General features: G+C 71.7%; 20 protein-coding genes, 1 tRNA gene and 1 pseudogene. 13 read left to right on the plus strand and 9 right to left on the minus strand.

Annotated features, from left to right (window positions below):
* The first annotated feature begins 223 nt into the window (after nt 1-223).
* The 7 genes and pseudogenes from IRY44_RS22435 to IRY44_RS31350 all read left to right on the plus strand — a co-directional run.
* Complete coding sequence (locus IRY44_RS22435) at nt 224-982, plus strand: DNA-binding transcriptional regulator (RefSeq protein WP_194802216.1); 759 nt, start codon at nt 224-226, stop codon at nt 980-982.
* A 136-nt stretch (nt 983-1,118) separates the two neighbouring features.
* Nucleotides 1,119-1,676: a hypothetical protein gene (locus tag IRY44_RS22440; RefSeq protein WP_269697417.1), complete on the plus strand. Its 558-nt coding sequence runs from the start codon at nt 1,119-1,121 to the stop codon at nt 1,674-1,676.
* 63 nt (nt 1,677-1,739) lie between these two features.
* Nucleotides 1,740-2,252 (plus strand): hypothetical protein, encoded by a 513-nt coding sequence (locus tag IRY44_RS22445; protein ID WP_194802217.1) that lies wholly within the window; start codon nt 1,740-1,742, stop codon nt 2,250-2,252.
* Nucleotides 2,253-2,297: 45 nt separating this feature from the next.
* Nucleotides 2,298-2,504, plus strand: a complete 207-nt coding sequence (locus IRY44_RS22450) for a hypothetical protein (RefSeq protein WP_194802218.1) — start codon at nt 2,298-2,300, stop codon at nt 2,502-2,504.
* A 101-nt stretch (nt 2,505-2,605) separates the two neighbouring features.
* Nucleotides 2,606-3,409, plus strand: a complete 804-nt coding sequence (locus IRY44_RS22455) for a hypothetical protein (protein ID WP_228532611.1) — start codon at nt 2,606-2,608, stop codon at nt 3,407-3,409.
* 131 nt (nt 3,410-3,540) lie between these two features.
* Complete coding sequence (locus IRY44_RS22460) at nt 3,541-3,894, plus strand: hypothetical protein (protein ID WP_194802219.1); 354 nt, start codon at nt 3,541-3,543, stop codon at nt 3,892-3,894.
* A gap of 434 nt (nt 3,895-4,328) precedes the next feature.
* Nucleotides 4,329-4,508 (plus strand): annotated as a pseudogene (locus IRY44_RS31350) (hypothetical protein); the annotation flags it as partial.
* A gap of 40 nt (nt 4,509-4,548) precedes the next feature.
* Here IRY44_RS31350 and IRY44_RS22465 read toward each other — a convergent pair.
* The 6 genes from IRY44_RS22465 to IRY44_RS22490 form a co-directional block, all read right to left on the minus strand.
* Nucleotides 4,549-4,623, minus strand: a tRNA-Val gene (locus tag IRY44_RS22465).
* Nucleotides 4,624-4,706: 83 nt separating this feature from the next.
* Nucleotides 4,707-5,174, minus strand: a complete 468-nt coding sequence (locus IRY44_RS22470) for a peroxiredoxin (protein WP_194802220.1) — start codon at nt 5,172-5,174, stop codon at nt 4,707-4,709.
* 81 nt (nt 5,175-5,255) lie between these two features.
* The gene (locus IRY44_RS22475) at nt 5,256-5,690 is read right to left on the minus strand and encodes a DUF3052 domain-containing protein (protein ID WP_013287823.1); all 435 of its coding nucleotides are present in this window, start codon (nt 5,688-5,690) and stop codon (nt 5,256-5,258) included.
* Nucleotides 5,691-5,800: 110 nt separating this feature from the next.
* Nucleotides 5,801-8,233 (minus strand): transketolase C-terminal domain-containing protein, encoded by a 2,433-nt coding sequence (locus IRY44_RS22480; RefSeq protein WP_370584990.1) that lies wholly within the window; start codon nt 8,231-8,233, stop codon nt 5,801-5,803.
* A gap of 62 nt (nt 8,234-8,295) precedes the next feature.
* Nucleotides 8,296-8,766, minus strand: a complete 471-nt coding sequence (locus IRY44_RS22485; protein WP_194802222.1) for a MarR family winged helix-turn-helix transcriptional regulator — start codon at nt 8,764-8,766, stop codon at nt 8,296-8,298.
* Nucleotides 8,767-8,883: 117 nt separating this feature from the next.
* On the minus strand, nt 8,884-9,288 hold the full coding sequence (locus IRY44_RS22490; RefSeq protein ID WP_194802223.1) for a secondary thiamine-phosphate synthase enzyme YjbQ: 405 nt from the start codon (nt 9,286-9,288) through the stop codon (nt 8,884-8,886).
* A 189-nt stretch (nt 9,289-9,477) separates the two neighbouring features.
* Here IRY44_RS22490 and aceE point away from each other — a divergent pair, with 189 nt between their 5' ends.
* Nucleotides 9,478-12,222 (plus strand): pyruvate dehydrogenase (acetyl-transferring), homodimeric type, encoded by a 2,745-nt coding sequence (aceE, locus tag IRY44_RS22495; RefSeq protein WP_194802224.1) that lies wholly within the window; start codon nt 9,478-9,480, stop codon nt 12,220-12,222.
* 132 nt (nt 12,223-12,354) lie between these two features.
* Here aceE and IRY44_RS22500 read toward each other — a convergent pair whose 3' ends face one another.
* Complete coding sequence (locus IRY44_RS22500) at nt 12,355-12,801, minus strand: SRPBCC domain-containing protein (protein ID WP_013287829.1); 447 nt, start codon at nt 12,799-12,801, stop codon at nt 12,355-12,357.
* Nucleotides 12,802-13,002: 201 nt separating this feature from the next.
* Between IRY44_RS22500 and IRY44_RS22505 the strand changes: the two genes are divergently transcribed.
* Genes IRY44_RS22505 through gltX form a run of 3 tightly spaced genes read left to right on the plus strand, consistent with a single transcriptional unit; the run spans nt 13,003 to nt 17,049 of the window.
* Nucleotides 13,003-14,316: a GH1 family beta-glucosidase gene (locus IRY44_RS22505; RefSeq protein WP_194802390.1), complete on the plus strand. Its 1,314-nt coding sequence runs from the start codon at nt 13,003-13,005 to the stop codon at nt 14,314-14,316.
* Nucleotides 14,313-15,590, plus strand: coding sequence for an MFS transporter (locus IRY44_RS22510; RefSeq protein WP_194802225.1), 1,278 nt, complete (start codon nt 14,313-14,315; stop codon nt 15,588-15,590). The genes IRY44_RS22505 and IRY44_RS22510 overlap by 4 nt, the downstream gene beginning before the upstream one ends.
* A 49-nt stretch (nt 15,591-15,639) precedes the next feature.
* Nucleotides 15,640-17,049, plus strand: coding sequence for a glutamate--tRNA ligase (gene gltX, locus IRY44_RS22515; RefSeq protein WP_194802226.1), 1,410 nt, complete (start codon nt 15,640-15,642; stop codon nt 17,047-17,049).
* Between the two features lie 166 nt (nt 17,050-17,215).
* Here the strand turns inward: gltX and IRY44_RS22520 are convergent, their stop codons facing one another.
* Entirely contained in the window at nt 17,216-17,797 is a 582-nt protein-coding gene (locus IRY44_RS22520; RefSeq protein WP_228532612.1) for a copper resistance CopC family protein, read from the minus strand.
* Nucleotides 17,798-18,010: 213 nt separating this feature from the next.
* Between IRY44_RS22520 and IRY44_RS22525 the strand changes: the two genes are divergently transcribed.
* Nucleotides 18,011-18,673, plus strand: a complete 663-nt coding sequence (locus IRY44_RS22525) for a hypothetical protein (protein WP_194802228.1) — start codon at nt 18,011-18,013, stop codon at nt 18,671-18,673.
* Between the two features lie 18 nt (nt 18,674-18,691).
* Here the strand turns inward: IRY44_RS22525 and IRY44_RS22530 are convergent, their stop codons facing one another.
* Nucleotides 18,692-19,021 carry a hypothetical protein gene (locus IRY44_RS22530; RefSeq protein WP_194802229.1) on the minus strand — a complete coding sequence of 110 codons (330 nt, stop codon included), beginning with the start codon at nt 19,019-19,021 and terminating at the stop codon, nt 18,692-18,694.
* Between the two features lie 105 nt (nt 19,022-19,126).
* Here IRY44_RS22530 and IRY44_RS22535 point away from each other — a divergent pair, with 105 nt between their 5' ends.
* Nucleotides 19,127-20,401, plus strand: coding sequence for a CdaR family transcriptional regulator (locus IRY44_RS22535; RefSeq protein ID WP_269697424.1), 1,275 nt, complete (start codon nt 19,127-19,129; stop codon nt 20,399-20,401).

Genomic DNA, 20,401 nt, shown 5'->3' on the forward strand with positions numbered 1-20,401 from the left:
TCGCCTCTTTGTCGCCCCTCGGTCCACCGCGTGGATCTGTTCGCTCCGGCTCATCGACGGTTCGTCGCCAGTGCTCGGCATCTCCACCTCCGCCAGGAGAAACGCGGCGGCCCTCTCAGCCGCCACCAGTCCACAGTGACGTCTGGGTGTCACTGATCGCGACGGCACGAGAGCCGACAGTCCGACTCCATAGGTGGCGACATTTAGGCGACATAGCATTATCGTGGCGGGCATGACCGCCCCCAACACGGTTCTGCGCGGCGTCCGCACCGGAATGCGCATGAGCCAGGACGACTTCGCCCGCGCGCTCCAAGCCGCCGGCCACCGCGTCGGCGAACCCAACGACGCCAACAAGCGACTCGTCCAGCGATGGGAGTCCGGTGCGATCGCCGCACCGCGCCCCGTCTACGCTCGCGCGCTGGAGGTCGTGACCGGCCTGCCCATCTCACTGCTCGGCTTCGCCGCGGTGCCCGGTGGGCACGTGGCCGACGACCAACACGGTGGCTACGACCTGACCTCACCCGTATCGAGCCTGGCTACGCCCACGCCGACATCGAAGTCCGCCACGGCCCACAGGTCGTACGAGGGCGTGTGGCTCAGCCGCTACCAGTACTACTCCAGCGGCCGGGAGGAGTCCTTTGCCGGACAGCACTTCGTCGTCCTGCTGCAGCACGGCGACAGGCTGACCGCGCGCAGCCTGCCCGGATCGGCGTCCTCGTCCCTGTCGCTGGACCTGACCGTGGACGGCGCCGTCATCACCGGCACCTGGGTGGAACAGACGGACCCGGCCGGTTACTACCGGGGCGCCCGCTATCACGGGGCGATCCAGCTCCTGGCCGAGCCGACCGGCCGACGGATGGCCGGGAAGTGGGTCGGATTCGGCAAGGACATGGACGTGAACACCGGCCCGTGGGAGTTCGTCTTCCGCGACGCGTCGACCTCCAAGGCGACGCTGGACCGGTACAACACGCCGGCGACGTAGCAAGCGCCGCGCCATCGCCTCGACGTCGGACAGGAGCGGTGCCGGCGTCGACTACTCTGCATCGGAACACGGCAGGGCACGGTGCCCAGTTCCAGCGAAGCCGCACGTCGTGCCCGCGATACAACAGGAGAACGCTGTGACAGTCCGCGCCGCGGGCCGCCCACTGACCCGACTGGAAGCCGCCCAGGCGCAGGCAGAGCACGCGCTCGGCGCCCGCAAGGCCAAGCGGATCGCGATGTTCGGCAACGGCACGCTGTATGTCAAGGCCGGCACGATGGCGCAGGTCATGTCCTGGCTCATCGACTTCGTGGTGTGCCTGTTCGCTGTCGCGGTAGGTGTCGTCGCCCTGTCCGTGGTGGACCGTGCGGTGACCCTCTCCGGCGGTGCCCTCGCCGGGGCGGTGCTCGCGTTGTTCGTACTGGTGCCGGTGCTCTACGGCCTCTGCTACGGCAACGGCCGGGCGCTCGGCGGGGTCCTCACCGGCACGCAGCTCGTGCGGGTCAAGGACGGCAGCCGGATCGGCCTCAAGGCGTGCTGGGCCATGCTGGTCCGGACGCTGTTCATGCCGGTCCTGTCCGTCGTGCTGGTCGTGACCGCGTTCAGTACCGGTTCCGCGGATGCGCCCGGTTCGCTCGTGCGGACCAGCATCGACCCGGACGCCACCCGGCGCCTCCACGCCGCAGGCATCCGCTGACCCGTCACCACACCGCACCGCGACGGCCGACGCCGCTCTCGTCCATCGCCTAGCCTCTCGGGCGTGGAGCACCTGCGCGACCTCGCCGTCCGGCTGACGATGGGCGCACCGGTCGGCGACGACCTGCCGATGGCGGCTGCTCACGCTCTGACCCGGGGCGTCGACTCGCCGAGCCTGCGTGAGCTCGCCGGCCTGTCGAAGGGCCAGTCGCGGGAGGCCGTCGATCTGTTCCGGCAGGCGATGGACGAACTCGGCTCGCCGGTGCCGGACGAGCGCGGCGCTCGGCTGCACCTGATGCGTCAGGTAGCGGCGAGCATCGTTGCGGGAGAGGGTGACGCCGAGGACCTGGCCCACGAGATCTACTGCCAGGCGGCCGAATCCCAGTTGCCGGAGCTGCGCCCCGTGGCCGATCGCTTCCTGGAGCTGTACGTCGGATGGGGCGCGGCGTACGACCAGACAAACGAGGCCGTAGCGGCCACGAAGGCGGCTGCCCAGTCGTTCCTGAACGACCATCCAGCCTCAACGGCTCCCGAAAGTCTCGCAAACAGCGGTGATCGCGAGGGAGCGAGCCCTTGACCGGCTGCGGACACTGGGGGCAGGCATCTGACCCGGGAGGTCGACATGCGCTGGGTGATCCTCGTACTCGTCATCGCGGCCGCCGTGTTCGTCGTCGGCCTGCTGCGTCGTCGTCGGCAGACACGCGTGGACGGCCGCCAGGTACGTGACCTCCGGGCGTCCGCCGAGGCACGCCGCCGGCTCGACGACCATCGGAATCGTACGGACGGCAGCAACACCGGCAGCGGCGGCGTGGGCGGCTGGAGTTCCTGACCGCTCCGGCAGATCACAGACGGTCCGCGCTTCTCCCGCACTCCAGATGACGAAACCTTCGCCGCGGACGGCACGGGCAAACGCCGGACGTGATGAGCCATATGCTGCACCCCGAGTGGAAGCGGGGATTCGTGGGGATCGTTGATCGGGTTCGCGGCGGATCCTTCGTCGCCGGCGTACTGGTGGTATTGGGCCTTGCCGGCTGCGTCACACGAGCCGACCCGCCACCGCCTCCGGCACCCTCCGTGGATCCGTCACCGTCGGCATCGCCCACCGAGCAGGAGGCGCTGATGGCGACGATTCGCCAGCTGGTCGAGCGGGCCGATGTCGGCGACGACATCCGGGAGCGCACGATCGAGGTCGGCGAGCCCTACAACCCCTGCGACCTGCTCATTGCCGACCCCGACCGGTCGAGCGGGAGCGGCTTGGAGTTCGACCAGGTGTGGGGCGCGGGCCTGGAGGTCAACCCCGTAGGGATCTTCGTCGACGTGCAGCCCCCGACAACCCTTCTGAACGTCACGGTGATCGGTCTGGGCGATGCCTCGGCGGCCGCTGCGGCCGCGCGTACGGCGCGCGCCGCACGTTGCCCGAGTAAGGATTTCCCACTCAACATCGGGATGGCCACCGCCCGGTGGGGCGCACGCACGATGCCCATCGGATCGACGAGCGCGCGGCTGACCACGGCGACGGTGAGCCGGGTGAACCCGGAAAGCGCCGAAGGAATGCCGTTCCTGCCCGGCAACGCGCGGCTGATCTTCGCGCACGGCTCGCTGCTCATCAGCGTCGAGGCGCTCACCTTCTGGCCGCCCAAACTGAACACTGCCACCGAGGTCACCGCAATCGCTCAGGAGAAGGCGACGTCCCTGGCAACGGCGATCGTCACTACCGTCTCCGCGCCAGGTTAGAACCGAGCCGCCCCGCCGGCGTCGACACACGCCGGCCGTGTGACTGGCATCAGCGACTGTCATCCAGGTTCGCTCAAAAGACCGCAACCCCGAACCACAAGGTGCATTCTCAGCCCACGGCAGAGGACGAAATGGACAACCGTACCGACCCGATCGAAATCATCGCCCGGGTATCAGAGAACCAGGGTAAGCAACGGGCCCTAGAGGTCTGGCTCTACAAGGCCCACAAGGAAGGCTGGCCTGTGACAGTGGATTCGTCCTCCGTCGACCAGCCGGGCAACGAATGCGGAGTGGTGGCCATCGAGGGACTGAAGTACCGGATCCGTCACACGAAGCGAGTCCGGCGACGGGTCGCCATCGTGCCCGCAGGGCAGCATCTGACCGCCGCTGCCGTCGACTCGGCCACGGGCAGGTCCGACGGCATCACCTGGACCTGGGAGTTCGACCATGCCGCGTGGGCCGAGCCGATGATCGACGATCACTAGCGCGGGCGAAGCACGAACGACGCACCGCGTAACGGCATTCTGCGGCCATGAGGCCGCAGCGTGTCCGCGCCGCCGTGGGGCATCTGCGGGTACGGGCATCTGACGTCGAGGAGGGTCGTCATGACGTTGGTCAAGAAGGGCTCTCGGCTCATCACGGTGGACGGGGTCACCTACAGGTGGCGCGTACGCGGCAGACCGACCTATGCCCAAGCGCTGTGTGAGGCTCCACTCGCTGTCGCTGTCGAACAGGTCGGCTGCAAGGGCAGGGTGTTGCTGGTCCGCTTGTCTCAGGATCATCCAAGCAACTGGTTCGGCACGCCAGTCGTCCCCGTACTTCCGTCGACTGTCGCGGCGATAGTCCGGAAGGCGCTGGCCGAGGGATGGCAACCTACCCAGCCGGGCACGACCATCCACATGACTGCGCCCGCGGGCTGATGACACGGCGCATCGGTGACCGGGCCATGTTCGCGGTGGAGATCGGCGAGGTCGAGCCGCACCAACTCCGCGTCGTCGAACTGTGGGCGGCTGGTCAGAGGTTGACCACCGAGGACAACTGGGCCTTCCTCCCGTTCTTGATCCGCGTCATGCGGTCGAGCACAGCGCAGGTCCGCCGAGGCACACGTACGGACGCTGCCGAGGCAGCCTGCTGAAAGATGGTGGGCGCGGCAGGTTTCGAACCTGCGACCCCTCGCTTGTAAGGCGAGTGCTCTCCCACTGAGCTACGCGCCCGGAACGCCCGTACGGCGGGCCGGAGCGGCCAGCTTACCTGCCCGCCTCCGGCCCCGCGCAACGACGTGCCTGGGGTGTGGGACTCAGGCGGCGACGGCCTCGGCCAGCGCCTTGCGCCAGCCCTGCTGGTCGCGCGCCTCGCCGGGCATGTTCATCTCGGCGAACCGGACCACGCCGGCCTTGTCGATGACGAAGGTGCCCCGGTTGGCGATGCCTGCGACGTCGTTGAAGACGCCGTACGCCTGCGCCACCGCGCCGTGCGGCCAGAAGTCCGCCAGCAGCGGGAACTGGTAGCCCTCCCGGTCGGCCCAGATCTTGTGGGCGTACACGGAGTCGACGCTGACGGTCAGCACCTGGACGTCGTCGTTGACGTACTCGTTGAGGTTGTCCCGCACCTCGCACAGCTCGCCCTGGCAGATGCCGGTGAAGGCGAGCGGGTAGAAGACCAGCAGCACGGTCTTGCTACCGCGGAAGTCGGAGAGCCGGACCTCCTGGTTGTTCTGGTCCTTGAGCAGGAAGTCGGGCGCCTCGGCGCCAACCTCGATGGGCATGCGTGCTCCCTCGGGATCGGGTCTGGAGATGATCAGCCTGCCACACCCGGCGACCTCGGTCGCCGGATGTGCGGCGCCGCCCTACTTCTTGCTCTTGGACCCGCGACGCATGACGAGGCGGGCCCCGCTCCAGTCGCGGCCGGCGTTGATGGTGGAGGTCTGCTGGAGCCCGGCGGTCTGCGCGCTCTCCGCGACCTCGCTCGGCTCGACGTGGCCGTCGCGGCCGGCCTTCGGGGTCAGGAGCCAGACCACGCCGTTGTCCGCGAGCGGCCCGAGGGCGTCGACGAGGAGCTCGAACAGGTCACCGTCGCCGTCTCGGTGCCAGACCAGAACCGCGTCGACAACCTCGTCGGTGTCCTCGTCGACGAGTTCCCCACAGCGGTCGGTCAGGGCGTCCCGGAGATCGGTGTCGACGTCGTCGTCGTAGCCCATCTCCATGACGACCATGCCCGGCTCGATACCGAACCGGTCCGCCAGGCTGCGTACCCCGTCGGCCTGGCCAGCGGTCGCGCTCACTGTCGAGTGCCTCCTCATCTATCCCTGCTCGTGGCGTCGGGTGACACCGTCGGGCTCAGTCCACACAGTTGCGGCTCGCCGCGCAAGTGGCGCACCGGGTGGAACGGAATTTACCGTGCCAGCAGCGTACGGGCACCCTGGGTGATGGCTTCCGCGGAGACCAGAACCTGACGGGCAGCCGGACCTAATGGTACAAACGAGTCAAGTGCGGCTACGCGGCGCGCGGCGCCCACGTACCCGGTGTCGACGAGCGCGGACAGCACGCCCTCGCCCACCCCGCCGGTTCGCCGCGTCTCGTCCACCACCAGCACCCGGCCGGTCGCCGAGGACTCCCTGATGATGTCGGCCACCGGCAGCGGGGCCAGCCAGCGCAGGTCGACCACCCGGCTGCCCACGCCCTCCTCGGCGAGCGTGGCGGCGGCGCGCAGCGACATCCGCACTCCGTTACCGAACGTAATGATGGTGAGGTCCTCGGCGGAGCCGATCCCGTACACGCGGGCCCGGCCTATCGGCACGTGCCGGTCGGCCCAGGCGCCCGGTTCGGCGTACTCGGCGGTCCACTCGTCGTCACCGTCCGTGTACAGGTCGCGCACGTGGTAGAGCGCGATCGGCTCCACGAACACGCAGACGCTGCCGTCCACCCGGGCCGCCGCCAGGCAGGTCCGCAGCATCGGCGCGGCGTCGTCCGGCCGGGCCGGCACGGCCACCACCAGGCCCGGTACGTCGCGCAGCGCCCCCAGCGAGTCGTCGTTGCGGTCGTGGCCGCCGAGTCCGTCCGGGCTCGCCAGGCCGGGCACCCGCACCACCATCGGGTTGCGGAACGCGCCCCGGGAGAGGAACCGCATGGTGGCCGCCTCACCGCGGAGCTGGCCCTCGGCGCCGTGCAGCAGCGTCAGGTGGCGGATCTCCGGCACCGGCAGCAGACCGGCCAGCCCGGCGCCCAGCCCGAGCCCGAGGATCGAGGTCTCGTCCGGCAGCGTGTCGAACACGCGCGCCGCCCCGAACCGGTCCCGCAGCCCTTCGGTCACCCCGTACACCCCGCCCCCGGCGGCGACGTCGTGGCCGAACACCGCCGTACCGGGATGGTCCAGCATGCCGTCGGCGAGCGCGGCGTTGATGCTCTGCGCCAGCGTGAGCGGGCCGGTCAGCTCCGGCGGCTTGCCGCCGAACGCCTCCGCCCGCGCTCCGGCGCCCGGCCCGGCCGCATGCGCCGCCGCCTCGGCCACCGCGCGGGACACCCGCACCGGCCGGCGTGGCGCCAGTTCCCGCACGATCTCGACCGGGGCGGCGAGCTTCGGCTCGTCCAGCACCTCCTCGGCGACGCGGCGCAGCTGCCAGCCCCGCTCGTCGTAGCGGGCGAGCAGTTCCTCGCCACTGGCGTACCCGGAGGTCACCAGCAGCCGCGCGGTGGCCAGCAGCGGGTCGCGGGCCGCGTCGCCGTCACAGTGCTCCATCAGGCGGACCACGCTCAGGTGCAGCACGGCGGGCCGCCGCTGCCGGCGTACCCACTCCGCCGCCTCCGCCGCGACCCGGTAGGTCGCGGCCACGTCCGTGCCGTCGGCGGCGAAGTACCTGATGCCGGGCCGGGCCCGCAGCGTGGTGGCCACCCAGCCCTCGGCGGACGCGCCGCTGTCCGCGCAGACGAACAGCACCGGGATGCGCAGGCCGGTGTGGTCGTACCAGCCGGTCGTGTTCAGCGCGGCGGTGGCCGTGGCGTGGTCGACCGCGCCGTCGTCGAAGGCGCAGACAACCACGGCGTCGGCGGGCCACTGCGCCGCCTCGGCCTCGCCGTCGGCGGGCCGCGCGCCGCGGCGCAGCCGCTCCAGCGCCAGCCCCAGGCCGACGGCGCGCGGCAGGTGCGAGCCGGCGGCGGAGATGGTCGGCACGACCGCCAGGTCGGCGCGGCCGAAGACCTTCGCCCGCCCGCCGGCCGCGGGTTCCTCGGCGGAGGCGACGATGCCGCGCAGCACGTCGCGCGCCGCCGCCGCGAACGCGTCGTCGGGCGCGGGCTGCGGCAGATCGGGTACGACGACAGTCGCGTCCCCGTCCGCGTCCACGACGATCCCGGCGCCCACGGGCAGGCTGGCCGCCTCCGTCTTTTCCGGTTCCGGTTCCGGTTCCGGTTCCGGTTCCGGTTCCGGCTCCGGCTCCGGCTCCGGCTCCGGCTCCGGCTCCGGCTCCGGCTCCGGGAAGGTGACGGGGAAGGCGCCGCCGGCCTGGGCGACGCGCAGGCAGTAGAACGCGCCGGAGCGGGCGTGCAGCAGCGCGGGGTCGGTCGGCCGCAGCGCGGCTGCCACCGCGGCGTCGCCCTCGTGACCGGCCGACTCGATCGTGTAGTACCCCTCACCGAAGCCGGACAGCCACCGGCCGGCCAGGTCGAGCAGCCGGCTGGTCAGCTGCGCGTCGAACAGGGCCAGTGCCTGCGCCCCGGTCAACGCACCGCCGTCGGGCAGCGGTTCGCCCAGGTCGCGCCGCTGGTCGGGCGCCCCGAGCGCGGCCAGTTCGGCTCGGAGCCGGTCGTCGAGATCGTGCGGGGTGGTCACGCGGACAGCATTACCGACTCGGGCCCGCCTCGCCCACTCGGACACGTTCCGCCCGGCGTGGCTCAGACCTGCCCACACTCCGTCGGGCAGCCCCCGTCGGAGACCTTGAGCACCAGGTTCCGCAGTGTGGCCAGTTCTTCGGTGCTCAGGGCGTCGAGGAGTCGGGAGTCCGACATCACCTGGCGGACCCGCTCGCGTACCTGCCGCCCCCGCCCGGTGACGACGAGCGCCTTCTGCCGCCGGTCGGCCGGGTCGGTACGCCGTTCCACCAGCCCGGCCTGCTCCAGCTTGTCGGCCAGTCCGGTGACGTTCGACCTGTCGCAGCCGAGCTGCGCGGCGAGGTCGCGGGCCGGGAGCGGGCGGTCCGGGTCCAGCTCGTGCAGCGCCCGGGCGACCGCCGGGGTGAGGCCCAGTGCCGCGATCCCCTCGTGCTGGTGGTGCCGCATCGCGGCGGCGACGTGCAGGATCCGGCGCACGGTCTCCCCGGCCAGGCCGGCCCGGTCACGGGCGGTGGGAACGGTGGAATGCGCCATCCGTTCATGTTATGGCGAAGTCGATCTTCGTTCATCCGAACGGTCAGGCACCTCGTGCAACCGATTGCCGATCATGAAGCGCTGTTCGGCGGAAACTCCCGCCCGGTCGTCCGCGCGTCAGCCGGCCAGGAACGAGAAGCGGACCTGGCGGTCGGCGTTGTCGCCGTTGGTGTCGACCAGGCAGATCGACTGCCAGGTGCCGAGCTGGAGCCGCCCGCCGAGCACCGGCAGCGTCGCGTACGGCGGTACGAACGCCGGCAGCACGTGGTCGCGGCCGTGCCCGGCTGAGCCGTGCCGGTGCCGCCACCTGTCGTCGGTGGGGAGCAGGTCGTCGAGCGCCCGCAGCAGGTCGTCGTCGGACCCGGCGCCGGTCTCGATGATCGCCAGCCCGGCGGTGGCGTGCGGGACGAAGACGTGCAGCAGTCCGTCGCCGGCGCCGGAGACGAACCGTTCGGCCTCGCTCGTGATGTCCCGGACGGTCGGACGGGAGCCGGTCCGGACGGTGATCACCTCACTGCGCATACGGCGCATTCTGCCGCAGTGCCCGGATCCCCGCCGCGTCCGCCGATAGCGCATCCGGCGATCGCGCAAAGTTACTGATGGGTACCTGTGTTGAGCGTCGCGTCTGGGGGTGGGAGAGGTGACGACACGCGCCACCAGGGGGCAGGATGGCGCTAGAGACCTATCCCACACGAAACCGAGGGAACGCCTGTGGCTACGGAACGCAAGCGCCCGGTGATCACCGCTGGTCTGCCGAGCCAGCTTCCGGACATCGACCCTGAAGAGACCAGCGAATGGGTTGAGTCACTCGACGGTGTCATCGACGAGCGCGGGACAAAGCGAGCCCGGTACGTCATGCTGCGCCTGCTGGAGCGGGCCCGCGAGCGGCAGGTCGGGGTGCCGTCACTGACCACCACCGACTACATCAACACGATCCCGCCGGAGCGCGAACCGTGGTTCCCGGGTGACGAGCACGTCGAGCGGCGGCTGCGGGCGTACATCAGGTGGAACGCCGCGATGCTGGTGCACCGGGCGCAGCGCCCGGAGATCGGCGTCGGTGGCCACATCTCCACGTTCGCCAGCTCGGCGTCCCTCTACGAGGTGGGCTTCAACCACTTCTTCCGGGGCAAGAACCACCCCGGCGGCGGCGACCAGATCTTCTACCAGGGCCACGCCTCCCCCGGCATGTACGCGCGGGCGTTCCTCGAGGGCCGGCTCAGCGAGAACCAGCTCGACGGGTTCCGGCAGGAGCTGTCGCACCCCGGTGGCGGGCTGCCGTCGTACCCGCACCCGCGGCTGATGCCGGACTTCTGGGAGTTCCCCACCGTCTCAATGGGCCTCGGCCCGCTGAACGCCATCTACCAGGCGCGGTTCAACCGCTACATGCAGCACCGCGGCATCAAGGACACCTCTCAGCAGCACGTCTGGGCGTTCCTGGGCGACGGTGAGATGGACGAGGTCGAGTCGCTCGGCGCGATCGGCGTAGCCGCCCGCGAGGAGCTGGACAACCTCACCTTCGTGATCAACTGCAACCTCCAGCGCCTGGACGGACCGGTCCGCGGCAACGGCAAGGTCATGCAGGAGCTGGAGGCGTTCTTCCGGGGCGCCGGCTGGAACGTCATCAAGGTCGTCTGGGGCCGCGAGTGGGACCCGCTGCTCGCCGCGGACACCGACGGCGCGCTGGTCAACCTGATGAACACCACGCCCGACGGTGACTACCAGACCTACAAGGCGGAGTCCGGGGCGTACGTGCGGGAGCACTTCTTCGGCCGCGACCCGCGGACCCGCAAGATGGTCGAAGGGCTGACCGACGACGAGATCTGGAACCTCAAGCGGGGCGGCCACGACTACCGCAAGCTCTACGCGGCCTACAAGGCGGCGATGGAGCACACCGGCCAGCCGACGGTGATCCTCGCCAAGACGATCAAGGGCTGGACGCTCGGCTCGCACTTCGAGGGCCGCAACGCCACGCACCAGATGAAGAAGCTGACGCTGGAGGACCTGAAGCTCTTCCGCGACCGCCTCTACCTGGACATCCCGGACAAGCAGCTGGAGGAGAACCCGTACCTCCCGCCGTACTACACCCCGGGCGAGAAGTCGGACGAGATCGCGTACCTGAAGGACCGGCGGCAGCAGCTCGGCGGCTACCTGCCCACGCGCAGCACCGCGCGCAAGACGCTGGCCATCCCTGGTAGCGAGCGGTTCTCCGACGTCAAGCGCGGGTCGGGCAAGCAGAAGGTCGCCACCACGATGGCGTTCGTCCGCCTGCTCAAGGACATCATGAAGGACAAGGAGTTCGGCAAGCGCTGGGTGCCGATCATCCCGGACGAGGCCCGTACCTTCGGTATGGACTCGCTGTTCCCGACGCAGAAGATCTACTCGCCGCACGGCCAGCGCTACACCGCCGTCGACCGGGACCTGTTCCTGTCCTACAAGGAGTCGACGACCGGCCAGATCCTGCACGAGGGGATCAACGAGGCCGGGTCGGTGGCCTCCTTCACCGCCGCGGGCACGGCGTACGCCACCCACGGTGAGCCGATGATCCCGCTGTACATCTTCTACTCGATGTTCGGCTTCCAGCGCACCGGCGACGGATTCTGGGCGGCGGCGGACCAGATGGCTCGGGGTTTCGTGCTCGGCGCGACCGCCGGCCGGACCACGCTCAACGGTGAGGGCCTCCAGCACGAGGACGGCCACTCGCTGCTGCTCGCCGCCACCAACCCGGCGGTGGTCTCCTACGACGCGGCGTTCGCCTTCGAGCTGGCGCACATCGTGGAGAACGGCCTGCACCGGATGTACGGCGAGGCGCAGGAGAACATCTTCTACTACCTCACCGTCTACAACGAGCCGATCTTCCAGCCGGCCGAGCCGGAGGGTGTGGACGTCGAGGGCATCGTCAAGGGCATCCACCGCTACTCCCCCGCGCCGCAGGTCGGCGAGGACGCGCCGAAGGCGAACATCCTCGCCTCCGGCACCGGCATGCAGTGGGCGCTCAAGGCCCAGCAGCTGCTCGCCGAGGACTGGGGCGTGGCCGCCGACGTGTGGTCGGTGACGTCCTGGACCGAGCTGCGCCGCGACGCGGTCCAGTGCGAGGAGCACAACCTGCTCAACCCGGGCGAGGAGCCGCGGGTGCCGTACATCGCGCGGAAGCTGGCCGACGCCGACGGGCCGAAGGTCGCGGTCAGCGACTGGATGCGCGCGGTACCGGACCTGATCGCCCGCTGGGTACCCGGGGACTACACCTCGCTCGGCACCGACGGGTTCGGCATGTCGGACACGCGGCACGCGCTGCGCCGCCACTTCCACGTGGACGCCGAGTCGGTGGCGGTGGCCACGCTGCGCCAGCTCGCGCTGCGCGGCGTGGTGCCGGCGCACGTGCCGGCCGACGCGGCCCGCAAGTACGCGCTGGACGACGTCAACGCCGCCCCGGTCGGCGAGACCGGCGGCGACAGCTAGTACGCCTCACGCGAGAAGGGCCCGGCGCCAGGCGCGCCGGGCCCTTCTCGTCCCCCGATGCGACGACGGCCCGGCGTCCCTGGCGGGAACGCCGGGCCGTCACCATCGCGGGCGACGCCGGGACGGGCTCGGTCAGCCGACGGCGGCCAGGTCGGTCAGCCGGGCCAGCGAGTCCTCCAGGTCGGCGCCGACCCGGCGCAGGCCGAGCCGGAGCAGGGCCGCCTTGACGGGTCCGGCGGGCCACCGCACGACGATCAGGCGTACGACGGTGCCGCCGCCCTCCTCGTCCGGGGTCAGCTGGACGTAGATCTCGGTGCGCGCCTCGGCCCGGGCGCCGGCGCCCTTCGCGCGTTCGCGCCAGCCGATCAGGGTCGGCTCCTGGAAGGCGATCACCTCGGCCTCGTGCGCGGCGCCGCGTCCGGCCTGGACCAGCTGCCGCCGCCCGAATCCCTCCCCGGACAGGACCTCGGCCGCGCGGACTCCCGCCAGCCAGGCCGGCAGCTGCTCGGCGCGCTGCACGACGTCCCAGACCACATCCACCGGCGCCGCCACGTGCGCGCTTCGTTCCACGAGGATCATGAGTATCTTTCCCCCACTTAAATCACATCCGCGATATTTGGCACTCTATGTGTAAATCGGACTTAAGCGGACGGGTTCGGAAAAGACACGCCGAACTCCCTTGCGCCACCCAGTCATCTCGGCCTATGGCGCGGCGGTCCGCGGAGCCCTAGAGTCGCGAGCACGCTTCACGTTCTGGAGGGTGACTTGACGACCGCGCCGATGCCCGAGTTCCCCGCCGGCTTCCGCTGGGGGGTCTCCACCTCCGCGTACCAGATCGAGGGCGCGACCTCGGTCGACGGACGTGGTCCGTCCATCTGGGACACGTTCGCCCACGACCCGGGCCGGATCGCCGACGGCAGCACCGGCGACCAGGCGTGCGACCACTACCACAGGTACGCCGAGGACACCGCGCTGCTGGCCGGGCTGGGGGTGTCCGCGTACCGGTTCTCGATCGCCTGGCCCCGGATCCAGCCGGCCGGGACCGGCCCGGCCAACGCCGCCGGGCTGGACTTCTACGACCGGCTGGTGGACGGACTGCTCGCCGCCGGCGTGGACCCGGTCGCCACGCTGTTCCACTGGGACCTGCCGCAGGCGCTGGAGGACGCCGGCGGCTGGCTCAACCGGGACACCGCAGCCCGCTTCGCCGAGTACGCCGACCTGACCGCGGCCCGCCTCGGCGACCGGGTGAAGCTCTGGATCACGCTCAACGAGCCGTTCATCCACATGAGCCTCGGTCACGGCACGGGCGAGCACGCGCCCGGCCGGACGCTGCTGTTCGACGCGTTCCCGGTGGCCCACCACCAGCTCCTCGGGCACGGCCTCGCGGTCGCCGCGCTGCGCGCCCGCAGCGCGTCCCCGGTGGCGATCGCCAACAACTACTCCCCGGTGCGCCTGGCCGGCGACACCGACGCGGACCGGGCCGCCGCCACGGCGTACGACGCGCTGCACAACCGGCTGTTCACCGATCCGCTGCTCGGACGCGGCTACCCGGATGCGCTCGGCCCCGAGCCGGGCGTGGTACGCGACGGCGACCTGGCCGTCATCGCCGCCCCGATCGACGTGCTCGGCGTCAACTACTACAACCCGACCGGCATCCGCGCGCCGGAGGCGGACTCGCCCCTGCCGTTCGAGATCGTGCCACTGGAGGGCTACCCGCGTACCGCGTTCGACTGGCCGGTGGCCCCGGACGGCCTGCGCGAACTGCTGCTCCTCCTGCACGAGCGGTACGGCGACGCGCTGCCGCCGATCCAGGTCACCGAGAGCGGCTGCGCGTACGACGACGCGCCGGACGCCGACGGCCGGGTGCACGACCCGGAGCGGATCGCGTACCTGGACGGGCACATCCGCGCGGTGCGCGAGGCGATGGCCGGGGGCGTGCCGGTGACCGGGTACTTCGTCTGGTCCCTGCTGGACAACTGGGAGTGGGCCGAGGGCTTCACCAAGCGGTTCGGCCTGGTGCACGTCGACTTCGCCACGCAGCGGCGGACGCCGAAGTCGTCGTACACCTGGTTCCGGGATCTGGTCCGGCGGTGACCACCGTCAACCCGACGCCGGCCTCGCTGCCGGCGGCGCTCGCGGAGCCGACCGTCCCGGTACGGCGGGGCTGGATCGCGCTGATCTTCGCGGCGAACCTGGGCGTCTGGATGGCGTTCTTCACCCCGATCCAGGTGCTGCTGCCGCAGCAGGTGGAACGAATCGCCCCGGCCGACAAGGAGGCCATGCTGGCGGTGGTCACCGGCATCGGCGCGCTCGCCGCGGTGCTGGCGAACCCGCTCGCCGGGGCGCTGTCCGACCGCACCTCGCTGCGGCTGGCCAACCGGCACTTCGGCCGCCGGCACGTCTGGACCGCGCTCGGCGCGGTGGTCGGCGCGCTCGCCCTGGTGCTGCTGGCCCGGCAGAACACGATCGCCGGGGTGGCGGTGGCCTGGGTGGCGGCGCAGGTCTGCTTCAACGCGATGCTCGCCAGCCTCACCGCCGCGATCCCGGACCGGGTGCCGGTGGCGCAGCGCGGCGGCGTGTCCGGCTGGGTGGGCATCCCGCAGGCGCTGGGCCTGGTGCTCGGCGCGGTGCTGGTGACCGCCGTGGTCACCGGCAACGCCGCCGGGTACGCCGCGATCGCGCTCGCCGTACTGCTGCTGTCGCTGCCGTTCGCGCTGCTGACCCAGGACGACCACCTGCCCCGGGAGCACCGCTCCCCGCTGCGGCTGCGCTCGCTGTTCGCCTCGATGTGGATCAGCCCGCGCCGCCACCCCGACTTCGCCTGGGCCTGGTTCACCCGGTTCCTGGTGCAGACCGGCAACGCGCTGGGCACGCTCTACCTGCTCTACTTCCTCACCGACGGGGTACGGGTAGCCGACCCCGAGGGCTCCCTGCTGGTGCTGATCCTGCTCTACACGGTGGGCATGATGCTCACCGCAGTGGTGGCCGGGCGGATGTCCGACCGCTCCGGCCGGCGCAAGGTCTTCGTGATCACCTCCGGGCTGATCATGGCGGTGGCGGCGGTGCTGCTCGCGGCGGCGCCGACCTGGCCGATGGCGATCGTCGCGGCACTGCTGCTCGGCGCCGGGTACGGCGTCTACCTGTCGGTGGACGCCGCGCTGATCACGCAGGTGCTGCCCGCCGCCACCGACCGGGCCAAGGACCTCGGCGTGATCAACATCGCCAACTCGGCGCCGCAGGTGCTCGGTCCGGCGCTGTCCGCGCCGATCGTCGTGCACCTCGGCGGCTACCCGACGCTGTACGCGGTCACCGCGGCGGTCACCCTGCTCGGCAGCGCCCTGGTCGTGAAGATCAAGTCGGTGCCCTGACCCGGCCCCCTGCCGGAAACCCGTCGCGGTCAGCCGTAGGCTGGGGGGCGTGACGGTACGTGTACGCTTCGCCCCTTCCCCGACCGGTATGTTCCACGTCGGCGGTGCCCGCTCGGCGCTGCAGAACTGGATCTTCGCCAAGCAGCAGGGCGGGGTGTTCGTGCTGCGCATCGAGGACACCGACGCGGCACGTAACCGGCCCGAGTGGACCGAGGGCATCCTCTCCGCGCTCGACTGGATCGGCATCGCCCGGGGCAGCTACGAGGGCCCGTACTTCCAATCCTCGTACGCGGGCGAGCACCGGGCCGCCGCGCAGCGGCTGTACGAGGGCGGCCGGGCCTACTACTGCGACTGCACCCGCGAGGACGTGCAGGCGCGTACCGGCCCGCAGCAGCGCGGCTACGACGGCTTCTGCCGGGACCGCGGCCTGGAGCCGGGCGAGGGACGGGCACTGCGCTTCCGCACGCCGGACGAGGGCGAGACCGTGGTCGTCGATCTGGTCCGCGGCGAGCCGACGTTCGAGAACAAGCTGATCGAGGACTTCGTCATCGCCCGCGGCGACGGCTCCCCGGTGTTCCTGCTGGCGAACGTGGTCGACGACATGTCGATGGGCATCACCCACGTGATCCGGGCCGAGGAGCACCTGCCGAACACCCCGAAGCAGCAACTCCTGTGGGACGCGCTCGGCGTCAAGCCGCCGGTCTGGGCGCACGTGCCGGTGGTGGTGAACGAGAAGCGGCAGAAGCTGTCCAAGCGGCGGGACAAGGTCGCACTGGAGGCGTACCGGGACGAGGGCTACCTCGCCGACGCGATGCGCAACTACCTGATGCTGCTGGGCTGGGCGCCCTCGGGCGACCGGGAGATCGTGCCCTGGTCGGTGATCGAGGAGGAGTTCCGGCTGGACGAGGTCAACCCGTCCCCGGCGTTCTTCGACGAGAAGAAGCTGCGCGCGTTCAACGGCGACTACATCCGGGCGCTGCCGGTGGCGGACTTCGTCGAGGCGTGCCGGCCGTGGCTCACCGGCACCGGGACCATCGCCCCGCCGCCGTGGCAGCCCGAGGAGTTCGACCCGGCCGCGTTCGCGGCGGTGGCCCCGCTGGCGCAGACCCGGATCGCGGTGCTCAGCGAGATCGTGCCGAACGTCGACTTCCTGTTCCTGGCCGACCCGCTGATCGACGAGGCGGCCTGGGCCAAGGCGATGAAGGAGGGCGCCGCCGACCTGCTGGACGCGGCGATCGTCGCGTTCGAGGCGCTGGAGTCCTGGGACGCCGAGTCGCTGAAGGCCACGCTGGAGGCGGTCGGCGCGGAGCGCGGGCTGAAGCTCGGCAAGGCGCAGGCACCGGTACGCGTCGCGGTCACCGGGCGCACCGTCGGCCTGCCGCTGTTCGAGTCGCTTGAGGTGCTCGGCCGCGACCGTACGCTGACCCGGCTGCGCGCCGCCCGCGTACGCCTGGTCTGAGCCGCGGGCCCGGCGCCCGTTCCGACGCTCGGGCGTGTCGTGGCCGGAGAGCGGTACCTCTATTGCGCGATATGCCTCTGAGTCATAGTTATGACTCAGAGGCATATGCGTTTTCGGCGAACATTGCGCCAGCAGTGTCACGCAGAGTGAAGCGCGCTGGCCACAATCACCGGCGGGTGGCCCGGCGCCGCCACAGCAGCCCGCCACCCAGCGCCGCGAGCACCACCACCGCGCCGGCCGCCCACAGCCAGCCCGTACCCCAGTCGTCGTCCGCCCCGGCGGCGGCCGGGGTCGGGCTCGCCGGGGACGGCGCGGCGCTGGTGGGCGCGGCGGTCGGCGCGGCGCTGGTGGGCGGCACCGTCGCCGACGGCGACTCGGCCGGGGTGCCGGTGGTCAGGGTGAACCGGACCTCCCCCTTGATCGGGTGTCCGTCGTCGGAGGCCAGCCGGTAGGTCACGATGTAGAGGCCGGCCGCGCCCGGCCGGAACGGCACGATCACGCGCTTGCCGGAGAAGGTCGGCGCGCCGCCGGTAGCGGCCACGTTGTCCGGGCCGGTGACGGTGACCTCGGTGGTCGCCTCCTTCGGCGTGGCGAGGAACCGCAGCTCGATCCGCTCCGGCGCAGCGGCCAGCCGGGCCCCGTCGCGCGGATCGCTGCCGGTCAGCGAGTTGTGCGCGGCGGCCGGCGCGGCCGGCAGCAGTGCGAACGCCGCCACCACCCCGAGCACCACCACCCAGGTACGTGTCATACGGGCGACCCTGCCCCCCATGATTCCCTCCGTCCGGGTAGGATCCGGCCGATGATCATCGACCGCTCGTTGGTCGGTCTCAGCTCGCAGATAGTTCCAAATACTCTTCCACCAGCTGCAACCGAGCGCCGTTCTGCGGAGTCTTTGTGGTGGACACCGGTCCAGTGTGACCTGCAGCGGAAGCCAGCCATCGAACGGGGCGAGGAGGCGGCGATGGTCCGAAGGGTGAGACGGCTGCTTGTCGCCGTGACCGGGAGCGTAGCGGCCCTGGCGTGCACGCTGGCCCTGGCCGGCACGGCAGCGGTTCAGGCCGCGCCGAAGCCCAAGCCGGCCCCGACCGGCGTCGACATCACCGGCGAGCGGCTCGACGCGCCGTTGCAGCTGCGCGCCGACGTCAGCCCGAACGAGGTCAACCTGGTGGTCGACCAGGTCAAGTGGCTCGGCACGACCGGTCAGCTGCGCGGCCCGGCCGCCAAGGACCTCGGTCCGAAGTACACGGTGGTGGTGCTCGCCGCCGCCGGCCCGCAGCGCACCTACGACCTGTTCCCGCTGGCCAAGGGCGGTCCCCGGATCTACCGGCCGGGCAAGCAGCCGGACCTGAGCAGCACCCGCGCCGGCTGGTTCTTCGGCCGGCTCAACATGCCCGAGACGCTGCGCTCGGTGGGCGTGCCGATGCCGGCGCAGTTCGACACGCTCGCCGGCGGCATCGGCGGCGGCGAGCGGGTGCTTCCGGAGGAGGCGCTCGACCCGGTGCAGAACATCGACACCGCGCTCGGTGAACTCCAGCGGCTGCTGCTGCTCAACGTGGGCATCGTGGTCGTCATCACCGCCGGGCTGGCCGGCATCGCGCTGCTGGTCCGGCGGCGCACGCGCTGACCCGCACCCGGCGGCGCGTCAGCACCAGCGGCGCGGCGGGCGCTCCCGGCGGGTGGTGCGGTTGCGCGGGCGTACCGCGCCGTGCCGATGGGCGCCCGCCCAGCCCGCGAGATCGCTGCGGCAGTTCCGGTCGAACGGCTCGTCGTCGGCCGGGTGCGCCGGCTCCGCCGCCCGCTGCCGGGGCACGCCCGGCTCGTCCTCGGCGCGCTCCGGCACCCGGCCCGCAGGCTGCTCGCCCTGATGGCTCAGGCACGGCCGGCGCGGGTGCGTGGCAGTCGCCGGCTGGTCGTGGCCCCGCCGGCAGGCCTCACCCTGGGCGCAACCGTGCTCGGCCTCCCCCTGCGCCATCCCCGGCCCCCCTCACGCGTCGCCCTCGCCCGCCCGGCCGGAGTCTGGCCCGGCGTGCCCTGACACCGTACTGGCCCGGCCGGACGAGATCGTCAGCGCGTACCGGTGGAGATCGTCACGCCACCGCGGGCCCGCCGGCTCGAAGTGGATCCGCTGGTCACGCCGTGTCAGGCTGGTGCGGTGAGCGAACCGGGCGGAACGGAGACGTCGGCGACGCTGCGCCGCATCGAACGGGCGGCGGGCGGCCTGGCGACCGCAAGCGTGGCCCGGATGGACGAGACGCTGCCGTGGTTCCGTGAGCTGCCCGCCGACCAGCGCTCCTGGGTCATGCTCGTCGCCCAGGCCGGCGTGCGCTCCCTGGTGCAGTGGCTGCGTCAGGGCGGCGGCGCGACCGACCGCACCCAGGAGGTGTCGGACGAGGTCTTCGCCGCCGCGCCGCAGGCACTGGCCCGCTCGATCAGCCTCCAGCAGACCGTGGCGCTGATCAAGGTGACCATCGACGTGGTCGAGGAACAGGTGTCGGACCTGGCCGTGCCGGGCGAGGAGCAGTCGCTGCGGGAGGCGGTACTGCGCTTCTCCCGGGAGATCGCGTTCGCCGCCGCACGGGTGTACGCCCGGGCCGCCGAGAGCCGCGGCTCCTGGGACGCCCGGTTGCAGGCGCTGCTTGTCGACGCGCTGCTGCGGGGCGATTCCCCGGACGTGCTGGCCAGCCGCGCCGCCGCGCTGGGCTGGACCGACGCGCCGCCGGTGGCGGTGGCGGTGGGCCGCTCCCCCGGCGGCGAGGTCGCGGCCGTGCTGCACACCGTCTACCGGCAGGCCCGCCGGATCGGCGTCGAGGTGATCGGCGGCGTGCACGGCGACCGCCTGGTCATCGTGCTGGGCGGGGCGGCCGATCCGGTGGCGGCCACGGAGAAGCTGCGTACCGCCTTCGGTGAGGGGCCGGTGGTGGTCGGCCCGGCGGTGCCCAGCCTGGACGAGGCCACCGAGTCGGCGCGGGCCGCGCTGGCCGGGTTCCGGGCCGCGCCGGCCTGGCCGACCGCGCCGTGCCCGGTCGCCGCCGACGAGTTGCTGCCGGAACGCGCACTGGCCGGGGACACCGAGGCCCGTCGCCGGCTGCGCCACGACGTGTACGCGGCGCTGGCCCGCTCCGGCGGTGAGCTGCTGGAGACGCTCGACGCGTTCTTCGCCGCCGGCGGCACGCTGGAGAGCGCGGCCCGGGCGCTGTTCGTGCACCCGAACACCGTGCGCTACCGGCTGAAGCGGATCGCCGAGGTGACCGGTTTCTCCCCACTGGCCCCGCGCGACGCGTTCGCGTTGCAGGTCGCGCTCACAGTGGGACGGCTCGACCCGGTGGTGCCGTCGGTCTCCGACAGGCGATGA

Source organism: Micromonospora sp. ANENR4, from assembly GCF_015354395.1.
GTDB lineage: Bacteria > Actinomycetota > Actinomycetes > Mycobacteriales > Micromonosporaceae > Micromonospora > Micromonospora aurantiaca.